The 19711-nt window shown below is 72.9% G+C and carries 14 protein-coding genes, 1 pseudogene and 1 riboswitch; of the genes and pseudogenes, 9 read left to right on the top strand and 6 right to left on the bottom strand.

Annotation, left to right across the window (positions count from 1 at the left end; translation table 11 throughout):
• Nucleotides 1–199 precede the first annotated feature (199 nt).
• The 3 genes and pseudogenes from ABZW30_RS32475 to ABZW30_RS32465 all read right to left on the bottom strand — a co-directional run bounded on the left by ABZW30_RS32475 (nt 200) and on the right by ABZW30_RS32465 (nt 3173).
• Nucleotides 200–1327 (bottom strand): amidohydrolase family protein, encoded by a 1128-nt coding sequence (locus ABZW30_RS32475; RefSeq protein WP_355674801.1) that lies wholly within the window; start codon nt 1325–1327, stop codon nt 200–202.
• Nucleotides 1328–1330: 3 nt separating this feature from the next.
• Nucleotides 1331–2773 (bottom strand): annotated as a pseudogene (locus ABZW30_RS32470) (glutamine synthetase family protein).
• 76 nt (nt 2774–2849) lie between these two features.
• Complete coding sequence (locus ABZW30_RS32465; protein WP_355674800.1) at nt 2850–3173, bottom strand: hypothetical protein; 324 nt, start codon at nt 3171–3173, stop codon at nt 2850–2852.
• A gap of 456 nt (nt 3174–3629) precedes the next feature.
• Here ABZW30_RS32465 and ABZW30_RS32460 point away from each other — a divergent pair, with 456 nt between their 5' ends.
• The 9 genes from ABZW30_RS32460 to ABZW30_RS32420 all read left to right on the top strand — a co-directional run bounded on the left by ABZW30_RS32460 (nt 3630) and on the right by ABZW30_RS32420 (nt 15219).
• Complete coding sequence (locus tag ABZW30_RS32460) at nt 3630–5405, top strand: 3-hydroxybutyryl-CoA dehydrogenase (RefSeq protein ID WP_355674799.1); 1776 nt, start codon at nt 3630–3632, stop codon at nt 5403–5405.
• A gap of 146 nt (nt 5406–5551) precedes the next feature.
• On the top strand, nt 5552–6472 hold the full coding sequence (locus ABZW30_RS32455; protein WP_355674798.1) for a TetR family transcriptional regulator: 921 nt from the start codon (nt 5552–5554) through the stop codon (nt 6470–6472).
• Nucleotides 6473–6838: 366 nt separating this feature from the next.
• Nucleotides 6839–8176 carry a crotonyl-CoA carboxylase/reductase gene (gene ccrA, locus ABZW30_RS32450; protein ID WP_355674797.1) on the top strand — a complete coding sequence of 446 codons (1338 nt, stop codon included), beginning with the start codon at nt 6839–6841 and terminating at the stop codon, nt 8174–8176.
• 10 nt (nt 8177–8186) lie between these two features.
• Nucleotides 8187–10217 (top strand): protein meaA, encoded by a 2031-nt coding sequence (locus tag ABZW30_RS32445; protein WP_355674796.1) that lies wholly within the window; start codon nt 8187–8189, stop codon nt 10215–10217.
• Nucleotides 10218–10260: 43 nt separating this feature from the next.
• The gene (locus ABZW30_RS32440; RefSeq protein WP_355674795.1) at nt 10261–11238 is read left to right on the top strand and encodes a CoA ester lyase; all 978 of its coding nucleotides are present in this window, start codon (nt 10261–10263) and stop codon (nt 11236–11238) included.
• A gap of 4 nt (nt 11239–11242) precedes the next feature.
• On the top strand, nt 11243–11746 hold the full coding sequence (locus ABZW30_RS32435; RefSeq protein ID WP_355674794.1) for a MaoC family dehydratase: 504 nt from the start codon (nt 11243–11245) through the stop codon (nt 11744–11746).
• A gap of 172 nt (nt 11747–11918) precedes the next feature.
• Nucleotides 11919–13151 carry an acyl-CoA dehydrogenase family protein gene (locus tag ABZW30_RS32430; protein ID WP_355674793.1) on the top strand — a complete coding sequence of 411 codons (1233 nt, stop codon included), beginning with the start codon at nt 11919–11921 and terminating at the stop codon, nt 13149–13151.
• 510 nt (nt 13152–13661) lie between these two features.
• On the top strand, nt 13662–14354 hold the full coding sequence (locus ABZW30_RS32425) for a phosphatidylserine decarboxylase (protein ID WP_355674792.1): 693 nt from the start codon (nt 13662–13664) through the stop codon (nt 14352–14354).
• A gap of 40 nt (nt 14355–14394) precedes the next feature.
• Complete coding sequence (locus ABZW30_RS32420; protein ID WP_355674838.1) at nt 14395–15219, top strand: CDP-alcohol phosphatidyltransferase family protein; 825 nt, start codon at nt 14395–14397, stop codon at nt 15217–15219.
• Between the two features lie 66 nt (nt 15220–15285).
• Here the strand turns inward: ABZW30_RS32420 and ABZW30_RS32415 are convergent, their stop codons facing one another.
• From ABZW30_RS32415 to ABZW30_RS32405, 3 genes are all read right to left on the bottom strand, one after another.
• Entirely contained in the window at nt 15286–16611 is a 1326-nt protein-coding gene (locus ABZW30_RS32415) for a hypothetical protein (protein ID WP_355674791.1), read from the bottom strand.
• A 785-nt stretch (nt 16612–17396) separates the two neighbouring features.
• Nucleotides 17397–18521, bottom strand: a complete 1125-nt coding sequence (locus ABZW30_RS32410) for an alpha/beta hydrolase (RefSeq protein WP_355674790.1) — start codon at nt 18519–18521, stop codon at nt 17397–17399.
• 123 nt (nt 18522–18644) lie between these two features.
• Nucleotides 18645–19337, bottom strand: a complete 693-nt coding sequence (locus ABZW30_RS32405) for a helix-turn-helix transcriptional regulator (RefSeq protein WP_355674789.1) — start codon at nt 19335–19337, stop codon at nt 18645–18647.
• A gap of 195 nt (nt 19338–19532) precedes the next feature.
• A riboswitch (cobalamin riboswitch) is annotated at nt 19533–19676 on the top strand.
• The last annotated feature ends 35 nt before the right edge of the window (nt 19677–19711 follow it).

Raw genomic sequence — 19711 nt, 5'->3', positions numbered from 1 at the left:
CAGCTGCGGTGTGGCAGGTGCGCGGGGAATGACCGGACGCTAATGAATATTCGCTGATATGCGCAAGAGGTAGTCATCTAATCGTCACATCTCAACCAACATCGGAGGTTACGAGTCCGCAGCTCAACAAGCGCAACAGAGGCAAAGATTGTTAAAAAGTGATGGTTCGCTGACGAGCCGACGGACTCGAGCGCCTACGTCAGAGCGCGTACAGTCGACGGGCGTTGCCGGCGGCGACCATCCATGTCAGACGCTGCCCGTCCGCGGCCGAACAGGCCCCGTCCGCCTGCCAGTCGGCCAGCAGCGCGCCCAGTCCGTGCCGGAACTGAGCGGTGCCCACCAGGAACAGTTCGGGCAGCCCGTAGGCGTCGGTGGAGAACAGCAATTTGCCGAACGGCGCCAGTTCCAGCATCTCGCCGAGGACGGCTGCCACCCGCGGCCCGGTGTAGGAGGCGGTCAGCCCGAGGTCGGTGTACACCGTCGGGAAGGCCTGGGCCAGCCAGGCGGCCTGCCGGTGGTACGGGTAGGCGTGCAGCAGCACCAGCGGGACGCCGCTCGGCTCGGCGGCACGGACGAAGTCGGTCAGCAGGGACGGGTCGGCGCGGTGCAGGGTGAGGTCGGGATCGCCGAAGCCGGTGTGGAGTTGGATCGGCAGGCCGAACTCGGCGCAGACGTCCACGGCCGTCCAGAGCAGGTGGTGCAGCAGCACCGGGTCGGTCAGCCGGCCGCGTCCGCCGTGCAGCCAGGCTCCGGCGGCGGCCACCACGGCGGTGCGCGCGGGCCGTTCGGCCGGGGCCGCCAGGCCGTGCCGGTAGGCGAGCACCGACTTCACCGCGACCGCCCCGGTGACGGCCGCGGCGAGCGCCTCGCCGACGGCCCCGGGCCAGTCCTCGGCGCCGGCCGTGACCGCCTCGGCGACCGTCTCCAGCCGGACCACCTCGCGCACCACCGCCCCGGCGGCCTCGGCGAGTTCGGTCGGCGGCAGCAGCTCGTGGCCGGCCGCGGCGGTCAGCCCGGTGTCCACCAGGCAGGTGTCCAACCCGGCGGCCGCGAGCAGCCGCCGGGTGGCCTCGGCCGCGCCCAGCTCACGTCGGCGGGCCAGGTACTCGGCGGCCGGGGTGTGCGCGGGCAGGCCGAGCGCGGGCGGGCACCAGCGCCGCACCGCCAGGCCGAGCGCACTGTCGAAGGGCGAACAGCCGGGCGCGGGCGGGCGGTCGGACTCGGTGAGCAGCCCGGCCAGGGCGTCGTCGGCGAGCTCGGCCGCCACCACGCTGTGGCAGTGGTGGTCGACCAGCGCCGGATCCGGGGCGTGTCTCGGCCGGACCACCGGTCAGTACCGCCAGCGGGTGGCCGCGATCAACTCCTCGGACCCGACGGCCGCGTACTGCTCGGCCTCGGCCCGGCGCACCGCCAGCACCGCCTGGTAGAGCGGATCGCCGAGCGCCTCGCGCAGCACCGCCGAGCGCTCGTAGGCGGCGATCGCCTCGGCCGGGCTCTGCGGCAGCCGGGGCACCGTGCCGGGCTCGACGGTGGCCGGGTCCCCGGTGAACTCCGGCGGCAGCGCGCGGCGTTGCTCCAGCCCGGCGAAGCCGGCGGCGAGCACCGCGCCGACCGCGAGGTACGGGTTGGCGCTCGCGTCGAAGCACTTGACCTCGGCGTTCGCGGCGGCGGCGCGCTACCCGGTGGAGCCGGTGACCAGGCGCACCGCGGCCTCCCGGTTCTCCAGGCCCCAGCACTGGTAGGCCCCGGCCCAGCGCTGGGGCACCAGACGCAGGTACCCGGCCGGGCTGGAGCAGCCCAGCACCAGCAGTTCGGGCAGCGCCTCGAGCACCCCGGCGAGGAAGCCCTCGGCCTCGGCGGTCAGGCCGTGCGGCCCGGGGCCGCCGTGGCCGAGGTTGCGGCCGTCCCGCCAGAGGCTGAAGTGTAGGTGCCCGCCGTTGCCGACCCCGTCGGGCTCGACCACGGGGGCGAAGGAGACCCGCAGGCCGTGCTTGGCGGAGACGGCCCGGACGGTGTGCCGGACCAGCACGGCGGTGTCGGCGGCGCCGACCGGGCCCTCGGGGGCGACCGAGACCTCGAACTGGCCGGGGGAGTACTCGGGGTGGATCTGCAGCACGCTCAGCCCCTGCTCGCCGAGGGCGCGCAGGACGTCCCGCAGGTAGTCGGAGAGGTCGGTGAGCCGGTGCATCCCGTAGGCCGGGCCGTACGTCGGGTACTGCGGCGCCGCCTGCGGCGGGCCGTCCAGCGCGACCACCCACTCGACCTCGATGCCGGCCTTGAGGCTCAGCCCGCGCGCGGCCGCGGCGGCCTCCATCCGGCGGGCGAACAGCCGCTGGCACCCGGGGTGCGGGCCGCCGGCCTGGGTGTGACGGTCCCCCGGGGACCAGGCCCAGCCGGGCTGGGCGGCCAGCGGGACGATCCGGTCGACGTCGGGGTAGAGCCTCAGATCGCCGGTGGGGCCGCCGATGATCGGGCTGGTGGTGATGGCGTCGTCCGCGAGGAACACGTCGAAGCAGGGCGCGGTGCCGATGCCCCACTCGGCCGCGTGCACCAGGCCGCTGAGCGGCACGGCCTTGACCCGGGTGATGCCCGCGTTGTCCACCCAGGTGACGGCCACCGCCTCGACGGCGGCGGTGCGCAGCCGGTCGACGGCCTTCTCGGCCCGCGCGGCGCGCTCGGCCCGCGGGGGCAGCGCGACGGCGGCCGCGAGGGCGCCGTGGTCGGGCCGGTCGACCGGATCGGCGGCCTGGGCGCTGGCGGTTCCGATGCTCATGTCACCATGCTGCCCCGCCGATTGGGCTTCTGTAACTCCCCCATCGAGTGGTCGAAACGGACGGCCGTCCGCCCGTTCACCCGTTCGGGGCGAAGCGGGCGACCAGTTCCCCCGCCGTGATCCGCTCCAGGGCGTCCGGGGCGGCGTCCAGCGGGCCCGGGTGGAGCCGGTACAGCGTCCCGCTCGCCCCTTCCGGGACGGGTGCGTCGGCGTGCACCAGGGCCGCGAACGCCCTTGTGCCGGCGAGGCGTTCGGCGATCAGCCGGGCGGTGTCGTCGGCCGGCTGCTCGGTGCGGCGGTCGCTCTCGTACCGCCCGCGCGGCCGCTCGGCGAAGGCGGCCACCGGCTCGTCCGCGCCCCGGCGGTAGCGGCCCGGCCCGCGGCCGGTGCGGTCGCGCACCCACACCTCGTCGCTGTCGCCCCAGCGAAGACCGGCCCCGGTCCCCGAACGGTTTTCCGCCGACGCCCCCCTTCCTACCGGTGAGTAGCTTCGCTACAGTGGCCGGACACGCATCACCGCCGGGCTTCGGGAGCCGCACCGGCGGGGTCGCGGTCGCCGTGTCTGCGGCGGGCGTGCGGTGCGCTTTCACCGGCCGGTGCCGCGAACGGCGGCGGGCCGGGTTTCCCCCCTCGTATCAGGGTCGCTTCCTTCACCTTCGAGCGCCTGAGTACCACGGCACACCCCGCAGTTCGGCCGGAGCGGACCGGCCGCTGCCCGGGTGCTGCCGGAACCCGTCATCTCCCCAGCCCCCGCGCGTGAACCCTCCTCCGGCGGCGGCCGCCCCGTCACCGTCGACGGGTGCGGCGGCGTGCCCGCCGGGGCACGCGCGGGCCCTTCATGACTAGGAGTCAGGACATGGAGCGTCCCTTCCCCACCGTCGCCGTCGTCGGCCTCGGCACGATGGGTGCCGGCGTCGCGGTGGCGGTCGCCAGGAGCGGCCGCCGGGTGATCGGCATCGAGGCGACCGAGGACTCGGCCGCCCGGGCGCTGGCCCGGATCGAGGCGGCGACCGCGCACGCGGTCGACCGGGAGCGGATCACCGCCGAGGAGCGCACCGCGCTGCTGGGCCGGATCTCGGTCGGGCACGCGCTGGCGGCCGCCGCCGAGGCGGACCTGGTGATCGAGGAGGTGCCCGAGCAGCTGGAGCTGAAGCGGGAGGTCTTCGCCGAGCTGGACCGGATCTGCCCGGAGAGCACCGTGCTGGCCACCGGCACCACCGCGCTGTCGGTGACCCGGATCGCCGCCGCGACCGCCCGTCCGGAGCGGGTGCTGGGTCTGCACTTCTTCAACCCGGTGCACACCATGAAGCTGGTCGAGGTGGTCCGCACCGTGCTGACCTCCCCGCAGACCGCCGAGGACGCCGCCGCCTTCGCCCGCGACCTCGGCAAGGAGCCGGTGGCAGCCGGCGACCGGGCCGGCTTCGTGGTGAACGGCCTGCTGTTCGCGTACCTGAACCAGGCCGCGGCGATGTACGAGTCCAAGTACGCCTCGCGCGAGGACATCGACGCCGCGATGCGGCTCGGCTGCGGTCTGCCGATGGGCCCGCTGGCGCTGCTCGACCTGATCGGCGTCGACACCGCGCGCACCGTGCTGGAGGCGATGTACGAGCAGTCCCGCGACCGGCTGCACGCGCCCGCGCCGATCCTCGGCCAGCTGGTCGCGGCCGGGCTGCTGGGCCGCAAGTCCGGGCGCGGCTTCTACACCTACGAGGCGCCGGGCTCGTCCAAGCCGGTGGACGCGGCGACCGGGCCGGCCAAGCCGAAGGTGCCCGGCCGTACCGTCGACACCGTCGGCGTCTGCGGGTCGGGGACGATGGCCACCGGCATCGCCGAGGTCTTCGCCAAGGCCGGGCACCGGGTGCTGCTGGCCGCCCGCAGCCAGGAGAAGGCCGACCGGGCCAAGGCCCAGCTGGCCAGGTCGCTGGAGCGCTCGGTCGCCAAGGGCCGGCTGTCCGCCGAGCAGCGGGACGCCGCGCTGGAGCTGGTCACCCCGGTCGGCCAGTACACCGAGCTGGCGGACGTGGACCTGGTGATCGAGGCGGTCGCCGAGGACCTGGCGGTCAAGCGGGAGCTGTTCGCCACCCTGGACAAGATCGTCCGCCCGGGCGCGGTGCTCGCCACCACCACCTCCTCGCTGCCGGTGATCAGCTGCGCGACCGCCACCTCGCGGCCGCAGGACGTGATCGGCATGCACTTCTTCAACCCGGCCCCGGCCATGAAGCTGGTCGAGGTGGTCTCCACCGTGCTGACCGCCCCGGACGTCACCGCGACGGTGCTGGAGCTGACCGCCAAGGTCCGCAAGCACCCGGTGGAGTGCGGCGACCGGGCCGGCTTCATCGTGAACGCGCTGCTGTTCCCGTACCTGAACGACGCGGTGCGGATGCTCCAGGAGCACTACGCGACGGTGGACGACATCGACACCGCGATGAAGCTGGGCTGCGGCTACCCGATGGGCCCGTTCGAGCTGCTGGACGTGGTCGGCCTGGACGTGTCGCTGACCATCGAGCAGGTGCTGCACCAGGAGTTCCGCGAGCCGGGCCTGGCCGCGGCGCCGCTGCTGGAGCACCTGGTCGCGGCCGGCTGCCTGGGCCGCAAGACCGGCCGCGGCTTCCGCGACCACGCCCGCCGGTGACCACGCCGTCGCCCGCCGCCCGCCCCGGCTGGACCCCGGGGGCGGTGCCCGCGCGCTGGCCGAGACCGGCCGCGACCGGCCCGGTCGCGCCGGTGCGCCGGGGAAGGGCCGCGGACCCGCCGCCGGGGGCGTGTAGCGTTCCGGACATGGATCGGGTTCAGTCAGCCTCCCCGCAGCAATCCGCCGCACCGCGCGGCGCCGACCGGACGGCCTCCTCGGCCGGGGGCACCGGGCCGGACAGCGGGCCGGGCAGCCGCCGGGCGGCTGCGCAGCGCCAGCAGATGCGCCAGGACCTGGCCGCGGCCGCGATGGAGCTGTTCGCCTCGCAGGGCTACGAGGAGACCACGGTCGACCAGATCGCGGCGGCCGCCGGGGTGGCCCGGCGCACCTTCTTCCGGTACTTCCGGTCCAAGGAGGAGGCGATCTTCCCGGACCACGACGACACGCTCGTCCGGGTGGCCGACCTGCTGGCCAGCGCCGAGCCGGAGGAGCACCCGCTGGACGTGGTGTGCCGGGGCATCAAGGAGGTGCTGCGGATGTACGCCTCCACCCCGGGGGTGTCCGTCGCGCGGTACCAGCTGATCCGTCAGGTCCCGGCGCTGCGCGAACGCGAGATCGCCGTGGTGGCCCGGTACGAGCGGCTGTTCACCCGCTACCTGCTGGGCCGCTTCGACACCGGCGAGTCCATCCCGTCCGGCTGGCAGCGCGGCGGCGAGGACGACTCGATGCTGGCCGAGGTGTCGGCGGCGGCGGTCGTCGCGGCGCACAACCACGTGCTGCGGCGCTGGCTGCGGGCCGGCGGCCGGGGCGACGTGGAGGCGCAGCTGGACCACTCCTTCGAGGTGATCCGGCGGACCTTCTGGGCCGCCAGCGCGCCGGGGGCCAGACGCCGGGGCTCGGTGGTGGCACCGGGTGCCAGCGAGGCGCCAGGGAACGTGGTGGCGGAGAGCGCACTGAGTGCCAGCCCCGGAGGTGAGGTGCTCATCACAGTCGCCCGGACGGACGCTCCACTGGACGTAGTGGTGGATAGCATCCGGGCCGCGCTGAGTGGCGCCCGGGACGCCTAGGGCAGGTATTCACACAGGTCAGAGGCACATCGAGGGCCCGCGCCGAACAGTCGGCGCGGGCCCTTCGCGTACCCGCGCTACGCGCGTTTCGCCCCTTTCCGGGGCGTCGGAATTCCTGACACCCGGTGTCTTTACGAGTGGCACAGGGTGCCACTACCTTGTTACTCACCAGTCGCGGCGCCGCGGCTCCCCACCTCGGCGCGCCGTCGTCCGGCGTTCCCACACCCCGGGAGCAGTGCCAGCCCCCGCCCGGCCCACCGGGCGACAGCCTGACCACCAACCACCCACCTCAGCGAAGCCGGTGTCCGCTCCCGGCTCCCCCAGACGCCCTGTGACCCTCGCACAGGTACGCCTTCGGAGGCAGCCATGCAGGAAATCCTCGACGCGATCCTCAGCACCGACTCCACGTCGGCGGACTTCGCGGCCATCAAGCTCCCCGAGTCCTACCGGGCGGTCACGCTCCACAAGGACGAGGAGCAGATGTTCGCGGGCCTGGACAGCCGCGACAAGGACCCCCGCAAGTCCCTTCACCTCGACGAGGTGGCCCTGCCCGAGCTGGGCCCCGGCGAGGCCCTGGTCGCCGTCATGGCCAGCTCGGTGAACTACAACACCGTCTGGAGCTCGATCTTCGAGCCGGTCTCCACCTTCGGCTTCCTGGAGCGCTACGGCCGGCTGTCGCCGCTGACCGAGCGCCACGACCTGCCGTACCACGTCCTCGGTTCCGACCTCGCGGGCGTGGTGCTGCGCACCGGAGCCGGCGTCAACTCCTGGAAGCCGGGCGACGAGGTCGTCGCGCACTGCCTCTCGGTCGAGCTGGAGTCCCCGGACGGCCACAACGACACGATGATGGACCCGGAGCAGCGCATCTGGGGCTTCGAGACCAACTTCGGCGGCCTGGCCCAGATCGCCCTGGTGAAGACCAACCAGCTGCTGCCCAAGCCGAAGCACCTCACCTGGGAGGAGGCCGCCTCCCCCGGCCTGGTCAACTCCACCGCCTACCGCCAGCTGGTCTCGCGCAACGGCGCCGGCATGAAGCAGGGCGACAACGTGCTGATCTGGGGCGCCAGCGGCGGCCTCGGCTCGTACGCCACCCAGTACGCCCTGGCCGGCGGCGCCACCCCGATCTGCGTGGTCTCCAGCGAGGCCAAGGCCGACATCTGCCGCGCCATGGGCGCCGAGGCGATCATCGACCGCTCGGCCGAGGGCTACCGGTTCTGGAAGGACGAGAACAACCAGGACCCGCGCGAGTGGAAGCGCCTGGGCTCCAGGATCCGCGAGTTCACCGGCGGCGAGGACGTGGACATCGTCTTCGAGCACCCGGGCCGCGAGACCTTCGGCGCCTCGGTGTACGTCACCCGCAAGGGTGGCACCATCGTCACCTGCGCCTCCACCTCCGGCTACATGCACCAGTACGACAACCGGTACCTGTGGATGTCGCTCAAGCGGATCGTCGGCTCGCACTTCGCCAACTACCGCGAGGCCTTCGAGGCCAACCGCCTGGTCGCCAAGGGCAAGATCCACCCGACCCTGTCCAAGGTCTACTCCCTGGAGGAGACCGGCCAGGCCGCCCTCGACGTGCACCACAACAAGCACCAGGGCAAGGTCGGCGTGCTCTGCCTCGCCCCCGAGGAGGGCCTGGGCGTGCGCGACGACGAGTTCCGCGCCCAGCACATCGACGCCATCAACCGCTTCCGGAACGTGTGAGACGGCTCCGATGACTGAACCCCAGAAGCGCGACCGCCCCTGGCTGATGCGCACCTACGCCGGCCACTCCACCGCGAGCGACTCCAACGCGCTCTACCGGCGGAACCTGGCGAAGGGCCAGACCGGCCTGTCCGTCGCCTTCGACCTGCCGACCCAGACCGGCTACGACTCCGACCACATCCTCGCCCGTGGCGAGGTGGGCCGGGTCGGCGTCCCGGTCGGCCACGTCGGCGACATGCGCACCCTGTTCGACGGCATCCCGCTCGAACAGACCAACACCTCCATGACGATCAACGCCACCGCGATGTGGCTGCTGGCGCTCTACCAGGTGGTCGCCGAGGAGCAGGGCGCCGACATCGCCAAGCTCACCGGCACCACCCAGAACGACATCGTCAAGGAGTACCTGTCGCGCGGGACGCACGTCTTCCCGCCCGGCCCGTCGGTGCGCCTGATCACCGACATGATCGCCTACACGGTCGGCAACATCCCCAAGTGGAACCCGATCAACATCTGCAGCTACCACCTGCAGGAGGCCGGGGCCACGCCCGTCCAGGAGATCGCCTACGCGATGTGCACCGCCGTCTCGGTGCTCGACGCGGTCCGCGACTCCGGGCAGGTGCCGGCCGAGCGGATGGGCGACGTGGTCGCCCGGATCTCCTTCTTCGTGAACGCCGGCGTGCGCTTCGTCGAGGAGATGTGCAAGATGCGCGCCTTCGCCCAGCTCTGGGAGAAGGTCACGCTGGAGCGCTACGGCGTCACCGACCCCAAGCAGCGCCGCTTCCGCTACGGCGTCCAGGTCAACTCGCTGGGCCTGACCGAGGCGCAGCCGGAGAACAACGTCCAGCGGATCGTCCTGGAGATGCTGGCCGTCACCCTCTCCAAGGACGCCCGCGCCCGGGCCGTCCAGCTGCCCGCCTGGAACGAGGCGCTCGGCCTGCCCCGCCCGTGGGACCAGCAGTGGTCGCTGCGGATCCAGCAGGTGCTGGCGTACGAGTCGGACCTGCTGGAGTACGGCGACATCTTCAACGGCTCCGAGGTGATCGAGGCCAAGACCGCCGAGCTGCTGGCCGGTGCCGAGGCCGAGATCGCCAAGGTGCTGGAGATGGGTGGGGTGATTCCGGCCGTCGAGTCCGGCTACCTCAAGTCCAACCTGGTCGCCTCGCACGCCGCCCGCCGGGCCCGGATCGAGTCCGGCGAGGACAAGATCGTCGGGGTCAACTGCTTCGACACCACCGAGCCCAGCCCGCTCACCGCCGACCTCGACACCGCGATCATGGTGGTCGACCCGGCTTCCGAGCGCTCCGTGCTCGCCGCCCTGGAGGCCTGGCGCGGACAACGCGACGAGGCCGCCGCCCAGGAGGCGCTGGCCGAGCTCAAGGCCGTCGCCGCCACCGAGGCCAACCTGATGCCGACCACGCTCGCCTGCGCCCGCGCCGGGGTCACCACCGGCGAGTGGTCCTTCGCCCTGCGCGAGGTCTTCGGCGAGTACCGCGCCCCCACCGGTGTGGGCGGCGCGCCCGTCGCCGTGGCCGCCGAGCCCGGCGGGGAGCTGGAGCAGGTCCGCGCCGCGGTCGCCGCCACCGCCGAGGAGCTGGGCGCCGGCAAGCTGCGCCTGCTGGTCGGCAAGCCCGGCCTGGACGGACACTCCAACGGCGCCGAGCAGATCGCCGTCCGGGCCCGCGACGCCGGGTTCGAGGTGGTCTACCAGGGCATCCGCCTCACCCCGGAGCAGATCGTCTCCGCCGCCGTCGCGGAGGACGTGCACTGCGTGGGCCTGTCCATCCTCTCGGGCGCGCACGCCGAGCTGGTACCCGACGTCCTGAAGCGGCTGCGCCGCGCCGGGGTGGAGGATGTCCCGGTGATCGTGGGTGGCATCATCCCGGCAGCGGACGGCGAGGCCCTCAAGGCCGCCGGCGTCGCCGCCGTGTTCACCCCGAAGGACTTCGGCATCACGACCATCATCGGCCGGATCGTGGACGAGATCCGGCTGGCCAACAAGCTCCAGCCGTGGACGCCCGCACCGACCGCGGCCACGAACTGACCAGCTGACCAGCTGACCACTGGGAAGGAACTGAACCACCCTCATGACTGTGAACCGTCTTCGCCCGCGCCGCTCCTGCCTCGCCGTACCGGGCAGCAACCCGCGCTTCCTGGAGAAGGCCCAGGGCCTGCCGGCCGACCAGGTCTTCCTCGACCTGGAGGACGCCTGCGCCCCCCTGGTCAAGGAGAGCGCCCGCCACAACATCGTCGACGCGCTCAACAACGGCGACTGGGGCGACAAGACCAAGGTCGTCCGGGTCAACGACTGGACCACCCACTGGACCTACCGCGACGTGATCACCGTGGTCGAGGGCGCCGGCCCCAACCTGGACTGCATCATGCTCCCCAAGGTCCAGGACGCCGAGCAGGTCAAGGCGCTCGACCTGCTGCTCACCCAGATCGAGAAGACCATGGGCTTCGAGGTCGGCAAGATCGGCATCGAGGCGCAGATCGAGAACGCCAAGGGCCTGATCAACGTCGACGCCATCGCCGAGGCCTCGCCCCGGCTGGAGACCATCATCTTCGGCCCCGCCGACTTCATGGCCTCGATCAACATGAAGTCCCTGGTGGTCGGCGAGCAGCCGCCCGGCTACCCGGCCGACGCCTACCACTACATCCTGATGCGCATCCTGATGGCCGCCCGCGCCAACGACCTGCAGGCGATCGACGGCCCGTACCTGCAGATCCGCAACCAGGAGGGCTACCGCGAGGTCGCCGGCCGCTCCGCCGCCCTCGGCTTCGACGGCAAGTGGGTGCTGCACCCGGACCAGGTCGCCGCCGCGAACGAGATCTACTCGCCCTCGCAGGAGGACTACGACCACGCCGAGCTGATCCTCGACGCGTACGACTACTGCACCTCCGAGGCGGGCGGCGCCAAGGGCTCCGCGATGCTCGGCGACGAGATGATCGACGAGGCCAGCCGCAAGATGGCCCTGGTCATCGCCGGCAAGGGCCGGGCCGCCGGCATGCAGCGCACCACCAAGTTCGAACTGCCCGACACCGACAAGAAGGCGGGGGCCTGACCTCATGCAGTTCGGACGCACCTACGAGGAGTTCGAGGTCGGCGCGGTCTACAAGCACTGGCCCGGCAAGACGGTCACCGAGTACGACGACCACCTCTTCTGCCTGCTCACCATGAACCACCACCCGCTCCACATGGACACCAACTATGCGGAGAAGACGACGGACTTCGGCAAGAACGTCGTGGTGGGCAACTACATCTACTCGCTGCTGCTCGGCATGTCCGTCCCGGACGTCTCCGGCAAGGCGATCGCCAACCTGGAGATCGAGTCGCTGCGCCACATCGCGCCGACCTTCCACGGCGACACCATCTACGGCGAGACCACCGTCCTCGACAAGTGGCCGTCCAAGTCCAAGGACGACCGCGGCATCGTCTACGTCGAGACCAAGGGGTACAAGCAGGACGGCACGGTCGTCTGCATCTTCCGCCGCAAGGTGATGGTGCCGACCGCGACGTACATCAAGGAGCGCGGCGGCGAGCAGCCCGGCCGTCCCGAGCCCCTCTCCTAGCCCCTCCTCATAGATAGGCCCCGGACGGGGAGGCCGCCGTCATCGGCCGACCCCCACCCGGACGGGGGCCCTGCTGTCGCAGCCACGCCTGCAGGGCCCCCGGCAATCCCCCCCGGCCGTTCCGGGGGACCGCAGACCTTCCCAGCCCCTCAGACCTTTCCGGAGCCGCACGATGGGACGCCTCGCACAGACCGACGGCCTCACCGAGATCCAGCGGGACATCCTCGCCACCGTGCGGGATTTCGTCGACAAGGAGATCATTCCGGTCGCGACCGAGCTGGAGCACAAGGACGAGTACCCGACCGCCATCGTCGAGGGCATGAAGCAGCTCGGGCTCTTCGGCCTCACCATCCCCGAGGAGTACGGCGGCCTCGGCGAGTCCCTGCTCACCTACGCCCTGGTGGTCGAGGAGATCGCCCGCGGCTGGATGTCGGTCTCCGGCATCGTGAACACCCACTTCATCGTGGCGCACATGATCAACGCCCACGGCACCCAGGAGCAGAAGGACTACTTCCTGCCGAAGATGGCCGCCGGCGAAATCCGCGGCGCCTTCTCGATGTCCGAGCCCGGCCTCGGCTCCGACGTTTCGGCCATCTCCACCAAGGCGGTCAAGGACACTGGGGGCACCTCCCGGCCGGAGGCTGGGGGAGAGTTCTACGTCCTCAACGGCCAGAAGATGTGGCTCACCAACGGCGGCACCTCCACCCTGGTCGCGGTCCTGTGCAAGACCGACGAGGGCGGCAACACCCCGTACAAGAACATGACCACCTTCCTGATCGAGAAGACGGCCGGCTTCGGCCCGAACCCGACCGTCCCGGGCCTCACCGTGCCCGGGAAGATCGAGAAGATGGGCTACAAGGGCGTCGACACCACCGAGCTGGTGCTGCAGGACGTGCGGATTCCGGCCGACCGCATCCTCGGCGGCGTCCCGGGCCGCGGCTTCTACCAGATGATGGACGGCGTCGAGGTCGGCCGCGTCAACGTCGCCGCCCGCGGCTGCGGCGTCGCCCGCCGCGCCTTCGAGCTCGGCATCTCCTACGCCCAGCAACGCTCCACCTTCGGCAAGAAGATCGCCGAGCACCAGGCGATCCAGTTCAAGCTCGCCGAGATGGCCACCAAGGTCGAGGCCGCCCACCAGATGATGGTGATGGCCGCCCGCAAGAAGGACAGCGGCGAGCGCAACGACCTCGAGGCCGGCATGGCCAAGTACCTGGCCTCCGAGTACTGCAAGGAGGTCGTCGAGGACGCCTTCCGCATCCACGGCGGCTACGGCTTCTCCAAGGAGTACGAGATCGAGCGCCTCTACCGCGAGGCCCCGATGCTGCTCATCGGTGAAGGAACTGCGGAGATCCAGAAGATGATCGTCGGACGCCGGCTCCTGGAGGAGTACCGGATCGCCGAGTGATCACGGGGCCGTCCTCGTCGACGGACGTCCTGGACGGACGTCGACGGACGGGACGACCCCCTCTCGAACCGCCGGTCGACGGGCGTGCGGGCCCGTCCCGGCTGAGCGCCGTGCCCCGTCACGGACCCGGCCTGGTCCGCCTGGGTCCGGCACGGCCCTCCGGAAAGCGGCCGCAGGGCGTACAGCTGCAGCAACACGCCCTGCGGCCGCTTCCGTACACCTTCTTCCGGCCGCTACGGCCCGTGTCCCCCATCGGGTTCCGACCACGCCCCCGCTGAGACAAGAGTCACCAGCCGCGTCCGGTCCCTTGGGAACCGGACCGGGGCGAGCTACGGTCGTACAGGTGGGATGCGCATACGCGCTCCCACCGGACACATGAACGAGCAGGCGGGTTGCCCACCCACCGTGTGCTCCCGATAGCATCCACCGGGACAGCAAGCCGTCCCTCTATTGCCGATCCCGCGGTGGCCCCCGTCCAGCGGCCATGATCCCCCGCGACAAAGGTCTTCGATGCCCATCAGCCCGTCCCCTCACACCTCCGTCACGGACCGCGATGCCCTCGCAGCCCCGGCGGCCGGTCGGCGACCCCACGTGACCATCGCGCGCGGAGCCACCCCCTGGTTCGTCCCCACCCTCGCCACGGCAGCCGTGACCACCGCCCTCACCCGGCGTAGCGGCAAGTGGGCCCTGGCTGCGGTTCCGGCCTGCGCGCTCAGCGCGGGCATGCTGTGGTTCTTCCGCGACCCCGAGCGTGAGATCGGCACGGGCAGAGTGATCTCCCCCGCCGACGGCGTGGTGCAGAGCATCGACGCCTGGCCGGACGGCCGCACCCGGGTGGCGATCTTCATGAGCCCGCTCAACGTCCACGTCAACCGCGCGCCCCTGCCGGGCACGGTGACGTCGGTGGAGCACGTGGCGGGCGGCTTCGTGCCGGCGTTCAACAAGGACAGCGACCAGAACGAGCGGGTCGTCTGGCACTTCGACACCGAGCTCGGCGACATCGAGATGGTGCAGATCGCGGGGGCCGTGGCCCGTCGCATCGTGCCGTACGTGGCCGCCGGAACCAAGGTCGAGCAGGGCGACCGGATCGGTCTGATCCGGTTCGGGTCCCGGGTCGACACCTACCTGCCGGCCGGCGTCGAGGTCGGCGTCGAGGTCGGCCAGAAGACCACAGCCGGGGTGACGCGCCTTGACCGTGACTGATCCTGAGACAATCGTCGGCCTGGACGACGAGGAGACGGCCCTGCGCCGTCGCCGCTGGGCACGTGACCGCGAGTTGCGCGCCCCGCGCTCTCCGCAGCACCTGTCCACCGCCGACTTCCTGACCCTGGGGAACGCCGTCTGCGGCTTCCTGGCGATCTACTCGATCACCACCGGGGTCCTGGTCCCGCACATCACCAACCCGGACGCCGTTCCGGACCGGCACAGCGCCGCCACCGCGGTGACGCTGCTGCTGATCGGCTCGATGTGCGACCTCTTCGACGGCCTGGTGGCGCGGAAGCTCCGCTCCTCCGCCCTCGGAGCGGAACTCGACAACCTGGCCGACCTGATCAGCTTCGGCATCGCGCCGGCCTACTTCGTCGCGGTGTGGGGCATGGTCTCCCAGGGCTCCAACACCAAGCTCTCGGCGCTGATCGCGCTGACCGTGCTGCTGGCGGTGGTCCTGCGCCTGGCCCGCTTCTCGGCCGTCAAGATGCGGCCGGGCGTGTTCCAGGGCATGCCCTGCCCGATGGGCGCGATGACGGTCATCGCCATCGTGCTGCTCGACCCGCCGTTCCTGCCCGGTCTGCTCGCCATCTTCGGCGCCGCGTACCTCATGGTCAGCCGGATCGAGTACCCGAAGCCCCAGGGGCTGCTGGCCACCGCCACGCTCTGCTGGATCGTCGTCTCCATCGGCTGCCTGGCGGCCTGGGCCACCGGCCTGCCCGGCGGCGACACCCTGATGCACGTGGGCGCCTTCGCCCAGATCACGCTCGCGGCGATGGCGCCGCTGCTGGTCATCCGGCGCAAGGTCGGCCAGAAGGTCGGCGACGTCCGCGCCCGGCGGGCGGAGTCGCGGCTCGGCTGAGTCTCCCGAGATGTGTGAAGGGCCCGGAACCTGATGGTTCCGGGCCCTTCCTCGTTTCCGGGTCCGCTACGCGCCGCCGGTGTGGACGCTGAAGGCGGAGCGCCGGGCCGCCCGGGCCACGCCCGGGTCCGGGTGCACGCCCGAGACCGCCGTCAGCACCGAGGCCGCCCGCGGGTGCCCCGACTGCCGGGCCCGGGCGAACAGCCGCACCGGGTCGCCCGCCGAGGCGCCCTCGACGTGGCCCACCAGCAGCTCCGTCTCGCCGTGGTCCAGCACCGCGGCTGCGGTGTCCACCCACAGCCAGGCCGCGTCCTCCGCGCCCAGCACGTCCGCCGGGGAGACGCCCTCGTCCGAGCGCTCCGCCAGCCACAGCAGCGCGTACGGGCGCAGCACCGGCTCGTCCGCCGAGGCGCGGACCGCCTGCTCGGCCGGTCCGCCGGCCACCCGCAGCGCCTCGAAAGCGAGTCCGCGCACCAGCGCGTCGTCGCCCTGGGCGGCCTCCAGCAGCTCGGCCACCGCGCGGTCCGCCGGACGGGCCGCCACCCAGGCGCGGAACTCGGCCCGGGCCGGGCCCGGCGAGTAGTCCGCGCAGGCGTTCAGCAGCTCGAAGGCGCTCTGCTCGATGTGCCCGGCCGCGGTCTGGGCGACCGTGCAGATCTCCTCCAGCTTCGCCCGCACCGCCCAGTGGCCCAGCGGGGACAGCTCGGCGGCATCGTTGCGGCGCACCACGGCGCCGACCGCCGCCAGGCCGTCCAGCATCCAGTCCAGGACGGCGGCCACGTCGGAGGGCGCGGCCGGGGTGTCGATCTGCGGCTCGCGGCAGGTGCCGCGGACGGCGGAGACGGCCGAGGCCGCGTGCGGTACCGGGGACATGCCCGGGCCGCCGAGGGCCGCGCCGACCCGGCGCTCGTCCAGGCCGCGGCGCAGCAGCTCCAGCAGCTCGCTCTCGGCCACCGGGCCGTCCACCAGGTGCAGGAAGGACAGCAGCTGGGGGGCCTGGTCCACGGCCTGCCCGGCCAGCACGGCGAACACGCCGCGCAACGCGGCGGGCGGCACCGGGGCGAGCAGCGTCCAGGCGTCGAAGAGCCCGGACCAGCCGCGCACCACGGCCTCGTCGTCGTGCTCCCAGGCGTGCAGGCGCCAGCCGGGGCCGGCCCCGCCGTCCCTGGCCTCCACCAGGCCGACCAGCAGCGCCTGCCCCCATGCCTTGGCGGCGGCGCCGACCGTCATGGCCAGCGCCCGGCCCGCCGCACGGGCGTCCTCCGGGAGCAGCTCGCCACGCTTGTCGACCTCATCCAGTTCACCGGCCCAACGGGCGATCCGGACGGCGTCCACCAGCATCCGGCGGGCCAGCGGCGCGAGCTCGGCCGGCGCGGGGAAGCCCTCCGGCATGGGAACCCGGCCCCGTCCGGGCGCCGGCGCGGGCCCTCGTCGCCGGGGTACACCGGCCCCGCCCGGCCTGCCACCGGAAGGTCGGGGGGCCGTACCGGGGAGACGGGTCACCGTCGCACCGGTACCGATCGTCGGCGGGAGCGGGGCATCACGGTCGCGCGGGTTCCGAGACGTCACGTCGAGCAGTCTTCCCCTTGTACCGGCCTTCTGTCACATCCGGTTGTCCGTACGACCGGGCGACCGGGGACGGCACCTCCGCAAGATCGGGCAACAGAGGCAAACCGCCTGGCCGGAAACGTGTGGCGGGGCCATGCCAGGGTCGCGCCGGGTCGTCGCGGTGCTCGCTCGCCCGGTCACGCTGCGTGTCGGGACGGGGGTGTGCGGGGCCGCGGTGGGTGGGAATCCGGCCAGGCGGCATGTGTCGGCCGGGCGGGAGTTCGGCACCAGAAGTCGGCGGGGCCGACTTCTGGTGCGCGCGCGGGAACGGCGGGCGGGCGTGAACCGGACAGCGAATCGAACGGGGTCCGCGCGGGCGGCTGCGGACCGCGGGGAGAACCCGCAACCGCCCCGGGCCGACGGTGCGGCCCGGGGCGGGGGTGCCGGCGTTGGGGTGACGGGGCGGGGGTGCCGGCGTTGGGGTGACGGGGCGGGGGTGCCGGCGTGGGGGTGACGGGGCGGGGGTGCCGGCGTGGGGGTGACGGGGCGGGGGTGACGCGTGAGAAGTCGGGTGGGTCGACTTCTCGCGTTCAGGGCCGATGTCGGCCCCGAGGTGAGCCCCGGCCGGGTCAGAGGAGGGGGGTGAGCCAGCGGCGGAGGAGTTCGGTGTAGTGGTCGGGGGCGGAGTTCCACAGCGCGGCGTGGCCGGCTCCCGGGAAGGTCTGGAGGTTGACCACGTCGGGGCGGGCGGCGGCGAGGCGCTGGACGGTACTGAAGGGCGCGATCCGGTCGCTGGGGCTGTGCAGCACCAGGGTGGGGGCGTGCAGGTCCGCGCCCTCGGCGAGGCGGGAGAAGTCGGCCAGGTCGACCCCGGTGCGGCCCTCGGCGGCAAGGGCGCCCAGTTCGGCGGCGACACCGGTGAAGCCGGCCCGGGCGGCGTCGCGGCGGGCGGAGGCGGGGAGGTCGAGGACGGGCGAGTCGAGGATCAATCCGCTGACGGCGTGGGCCCAGGCCGAGCGGGCCGCCGTGTGCAGGACCGTGGTGGCGCCCAGCGACCAGCCGTAGAGGATCACCCGGCCCGCGCCGTGGTCGAGCGCCAGCCGTATCGCCGACTCGATGTCGCGCCACTCGGTCGCGCCGAAGTGGCTGAGCCCGTCCGGGGAGGCGGGGGCGCCCTCGTCGCCGCGGTAGGTGACGGCCAGGACGGGCAGGCCGAGGCGGTCGAGCACCGGAAGGACCGGCAGGGTCTGCTGGCGGTCGGCCTCGGTGCCGTGGACCAGGATCACCCAGGTGCCGCGCTTGCCGCCGAGGTGCCAGGCGGGGAGGGGGCCCAACTCGCCGTCGGCGCTGGTGTCTGCGAAGGCGAGGCCTAGCGCCTCGGTGGGGTCGCCGAGCAGGACGCGGGGGGTGAAGCGGACCTCGGTGCCGGGCGTGAGGGTGCCCCGGTCGGCGCGGACCAGCCGCCGGGTGACGCCCTGCTCGTCGCTGTGCAGGATCTCCTCGACCACCGCGTGCCCGCCGCCCTCCCACTCCACGGCCCAGCGGCCGCGCCGCAGGCTCTCCGGGCGGCGGGTGAAGGTGACCCGGCCGGCGGCGAGGGTCTGCACCAGGATGGGACCGGACCCCTCCTCCACGGGCGCCCCCGTCCCCGCCCCCGGATGGACTATCCGCTCGGAGGCCCGGCGGCCGATCGCCACGACGATCCCGGCCCCGACGGCGGCGGCCGCCACAACGGCTGCGGTTCCCCAACGCATATCGTTCCCCGCTCTGCTTCACGGACCGGACGGTGTTCGTACACCAGTTCACCGCAGCCGCGTGCCCCCGGCCACCGGGCTGGGCCGTCCGGGGCATGCGGGAGCAGAGGGGAAAGGGGATCGTCAGACCGGGACGGCCGTCTGCTGGGCGGCGAGGAGGTGCCAGAACCGGGGGATGAGGGGCCCGGCAGGGGTGTGGGGGCCGCTGGGAGTGCCCCAGTGGGTGGGGACGTGGTGCTCCTGCTGGAGGAGGGGCAGGACGGCGGCCAGGTCGGGTTCGGGGACGGGGACGAGGCGGGCGAGGGCACGGAGGTGGGGTTGCCAGCGGCCGGCGACGCACTGGCGCAGGAGCCGGTCGAGGGCCTCGGCGCGGCCGGTGGCCTCGACGAGCTCGGTCAGCCGCAGGCCCAGGACCTGGGCGAGGGCGTGGGTCTGGTCCGGGTCGCCGTCCCAGTGGCCGGTCAGTTCGGCCTCCTGGTACGTGGGCAGGAGCATGCCGACGCGCTCGGCGACGGCCTCCTGGCCGAGCTCCCGGGCGATGCGGTGGTCCCTCAGACGCGTCGGGCGGGCGCCCAGCAGGTCGGCGGCGGGGCACCAGAGGGCGCGGGCGAGGGCGATGAACTCGGCCTCGCCGGGGCGCAGGTCGCCGTTCTCCCAGGCGAGGACGTGGCCGGACAGCAGCCGCACACCGTGGGCGGCCATGCCCTCGGCGACCTGTTCCGGGGTCAGGCCGAGGCCGACCCGGTGGGCGCGGGCGGCCTCGGGTGAGAACGGCACCGGGGGCGGGGCGGCGACGGGGGTCTTTCTGCGGCGCATGGCACCGAACGGTAGGTGCGGCCCTCGCCGCGCCCCCAGCCGCCGAACACACGAAGCGGAGCCGACGAGGCCTCCACCGCGCTGGGCGATCGCACAGCACGACACCCGGTACACCGTGTGACCAACCCCTCCGAGGCCTCGGTTGACGCACGGATCGGCCGCGTGATGGGATCCTCGGGCCAAACGGAGGCATGGAGAGGAAGCCGGTGCGAGTCCGGCGCGGTCCCGCCACTGTCACCGGGGAGCACGCTCGGAAGGTGCCACGGCGGACCGTCAGTCATTGCTGGCAGGCTGCTGGAAGGCTCCGGGGGTGCGTCCGACCCGGAAGCCAGGAGACTCTCGCCCCCGGTACGTCGATCCAGGGCGCGGACCCT

Origin of the sequence: Kitasatospora sp. NPDC004669 (assembly GCF_040609455.1) — a bacterium.
Taxonomy (GTDB): domain Bacteria; phylum Actinomycetota; class Actinomycetes; order Streptomycetales; family Streptomycetaceae; genus Kitasatospora.
This window is presented reverse-complemented; position numbering and strand designations above follow the sequence as displayed.

Excerpts from the sequence above, each read along its gene's own strand:
- ABZW30_RS32455 (WP_355674798.1), top strand. The coding sequence starts at position 5,552 with ATGGATCGGGTTCAGTCAGCCTCCCCGCAGCAATCCGCCGCACCGCGC.
- ABZW30_RS32430 (WP_355674793.1), top strand. The coding sequence starts at position 11,919 with ATGGGACGCCTCGCACAGACCGACGGCCTCACCGAGATCCAGCGGGAC.
- ABZW30_RS32425 (WP_355674792.1), top strand. The coding sequence starts at position 13,662 with ATGCCCATCAGCCCGTCCCCTCACACCTCCGTCACGGACCGCGATGCC.
- ABZW30_RS32415 (WP_355674791.1), bottom strand. The coding sequence starts at position 16,611 with ATGCCGGAGGGCTTCCCCGCGCCGGCCGAGCTCGCGCCGCTGGCCCGC.
- ABZW30_RS32405 (WP_355674789.1), bottom strand. The coding sequence starts at position 19,337 with ATGCGCCGCAGAAAGACCCCCGTCGCCGCCCCGCCCCCGGTGCCGTTC.
- ABZW30_RS32410 (WP_355674790.1), bottom strand. The coding sequence starts at position 18,521 with ATGCGTTGGGGAACCGCAGCCGTTGTGGCGGCCGCCGCCGTCGGGGCC.
- ABZW30_RS32440 (WP_355674795.1), top strand. The coding sequence starts at position 10,261 with ATGACTGTGAACCGTCTTCGCCCGCGCCGCTCCTGCCTCGCCGTACCG.
- ABZW30_RS32445 (WP_355674796.1), top strand. The coding sequence starts at position 8,187 with ATGACTGAACCCCAGAAGCGCGACCGCCCCTGGCTGATGCGCACCTAC.
- ABZW30_RS32435 (WP_355674794.1), top strand. The coding sequence starts at position 11,243 with ATGCAGTTCGGACGCACCTACGAGGAGTTCGAGGTCGGCGCGGTCTAC.
- ABZW30_RS32460 (WP_355674799.1), top strand. The coding sequence starts at position 3,630 with ATGGAGCGTCCCTTCCCCACCGTCGCCGTCGTCGGCCTCGGCACGATG.
- ccrA (WP_355674797.1), top strand. The coding sequence starts at position 6,839 with ATGCAGGAAATCCTCGACGCGATCCTCAGCACCGACTCCACGTCGGCG.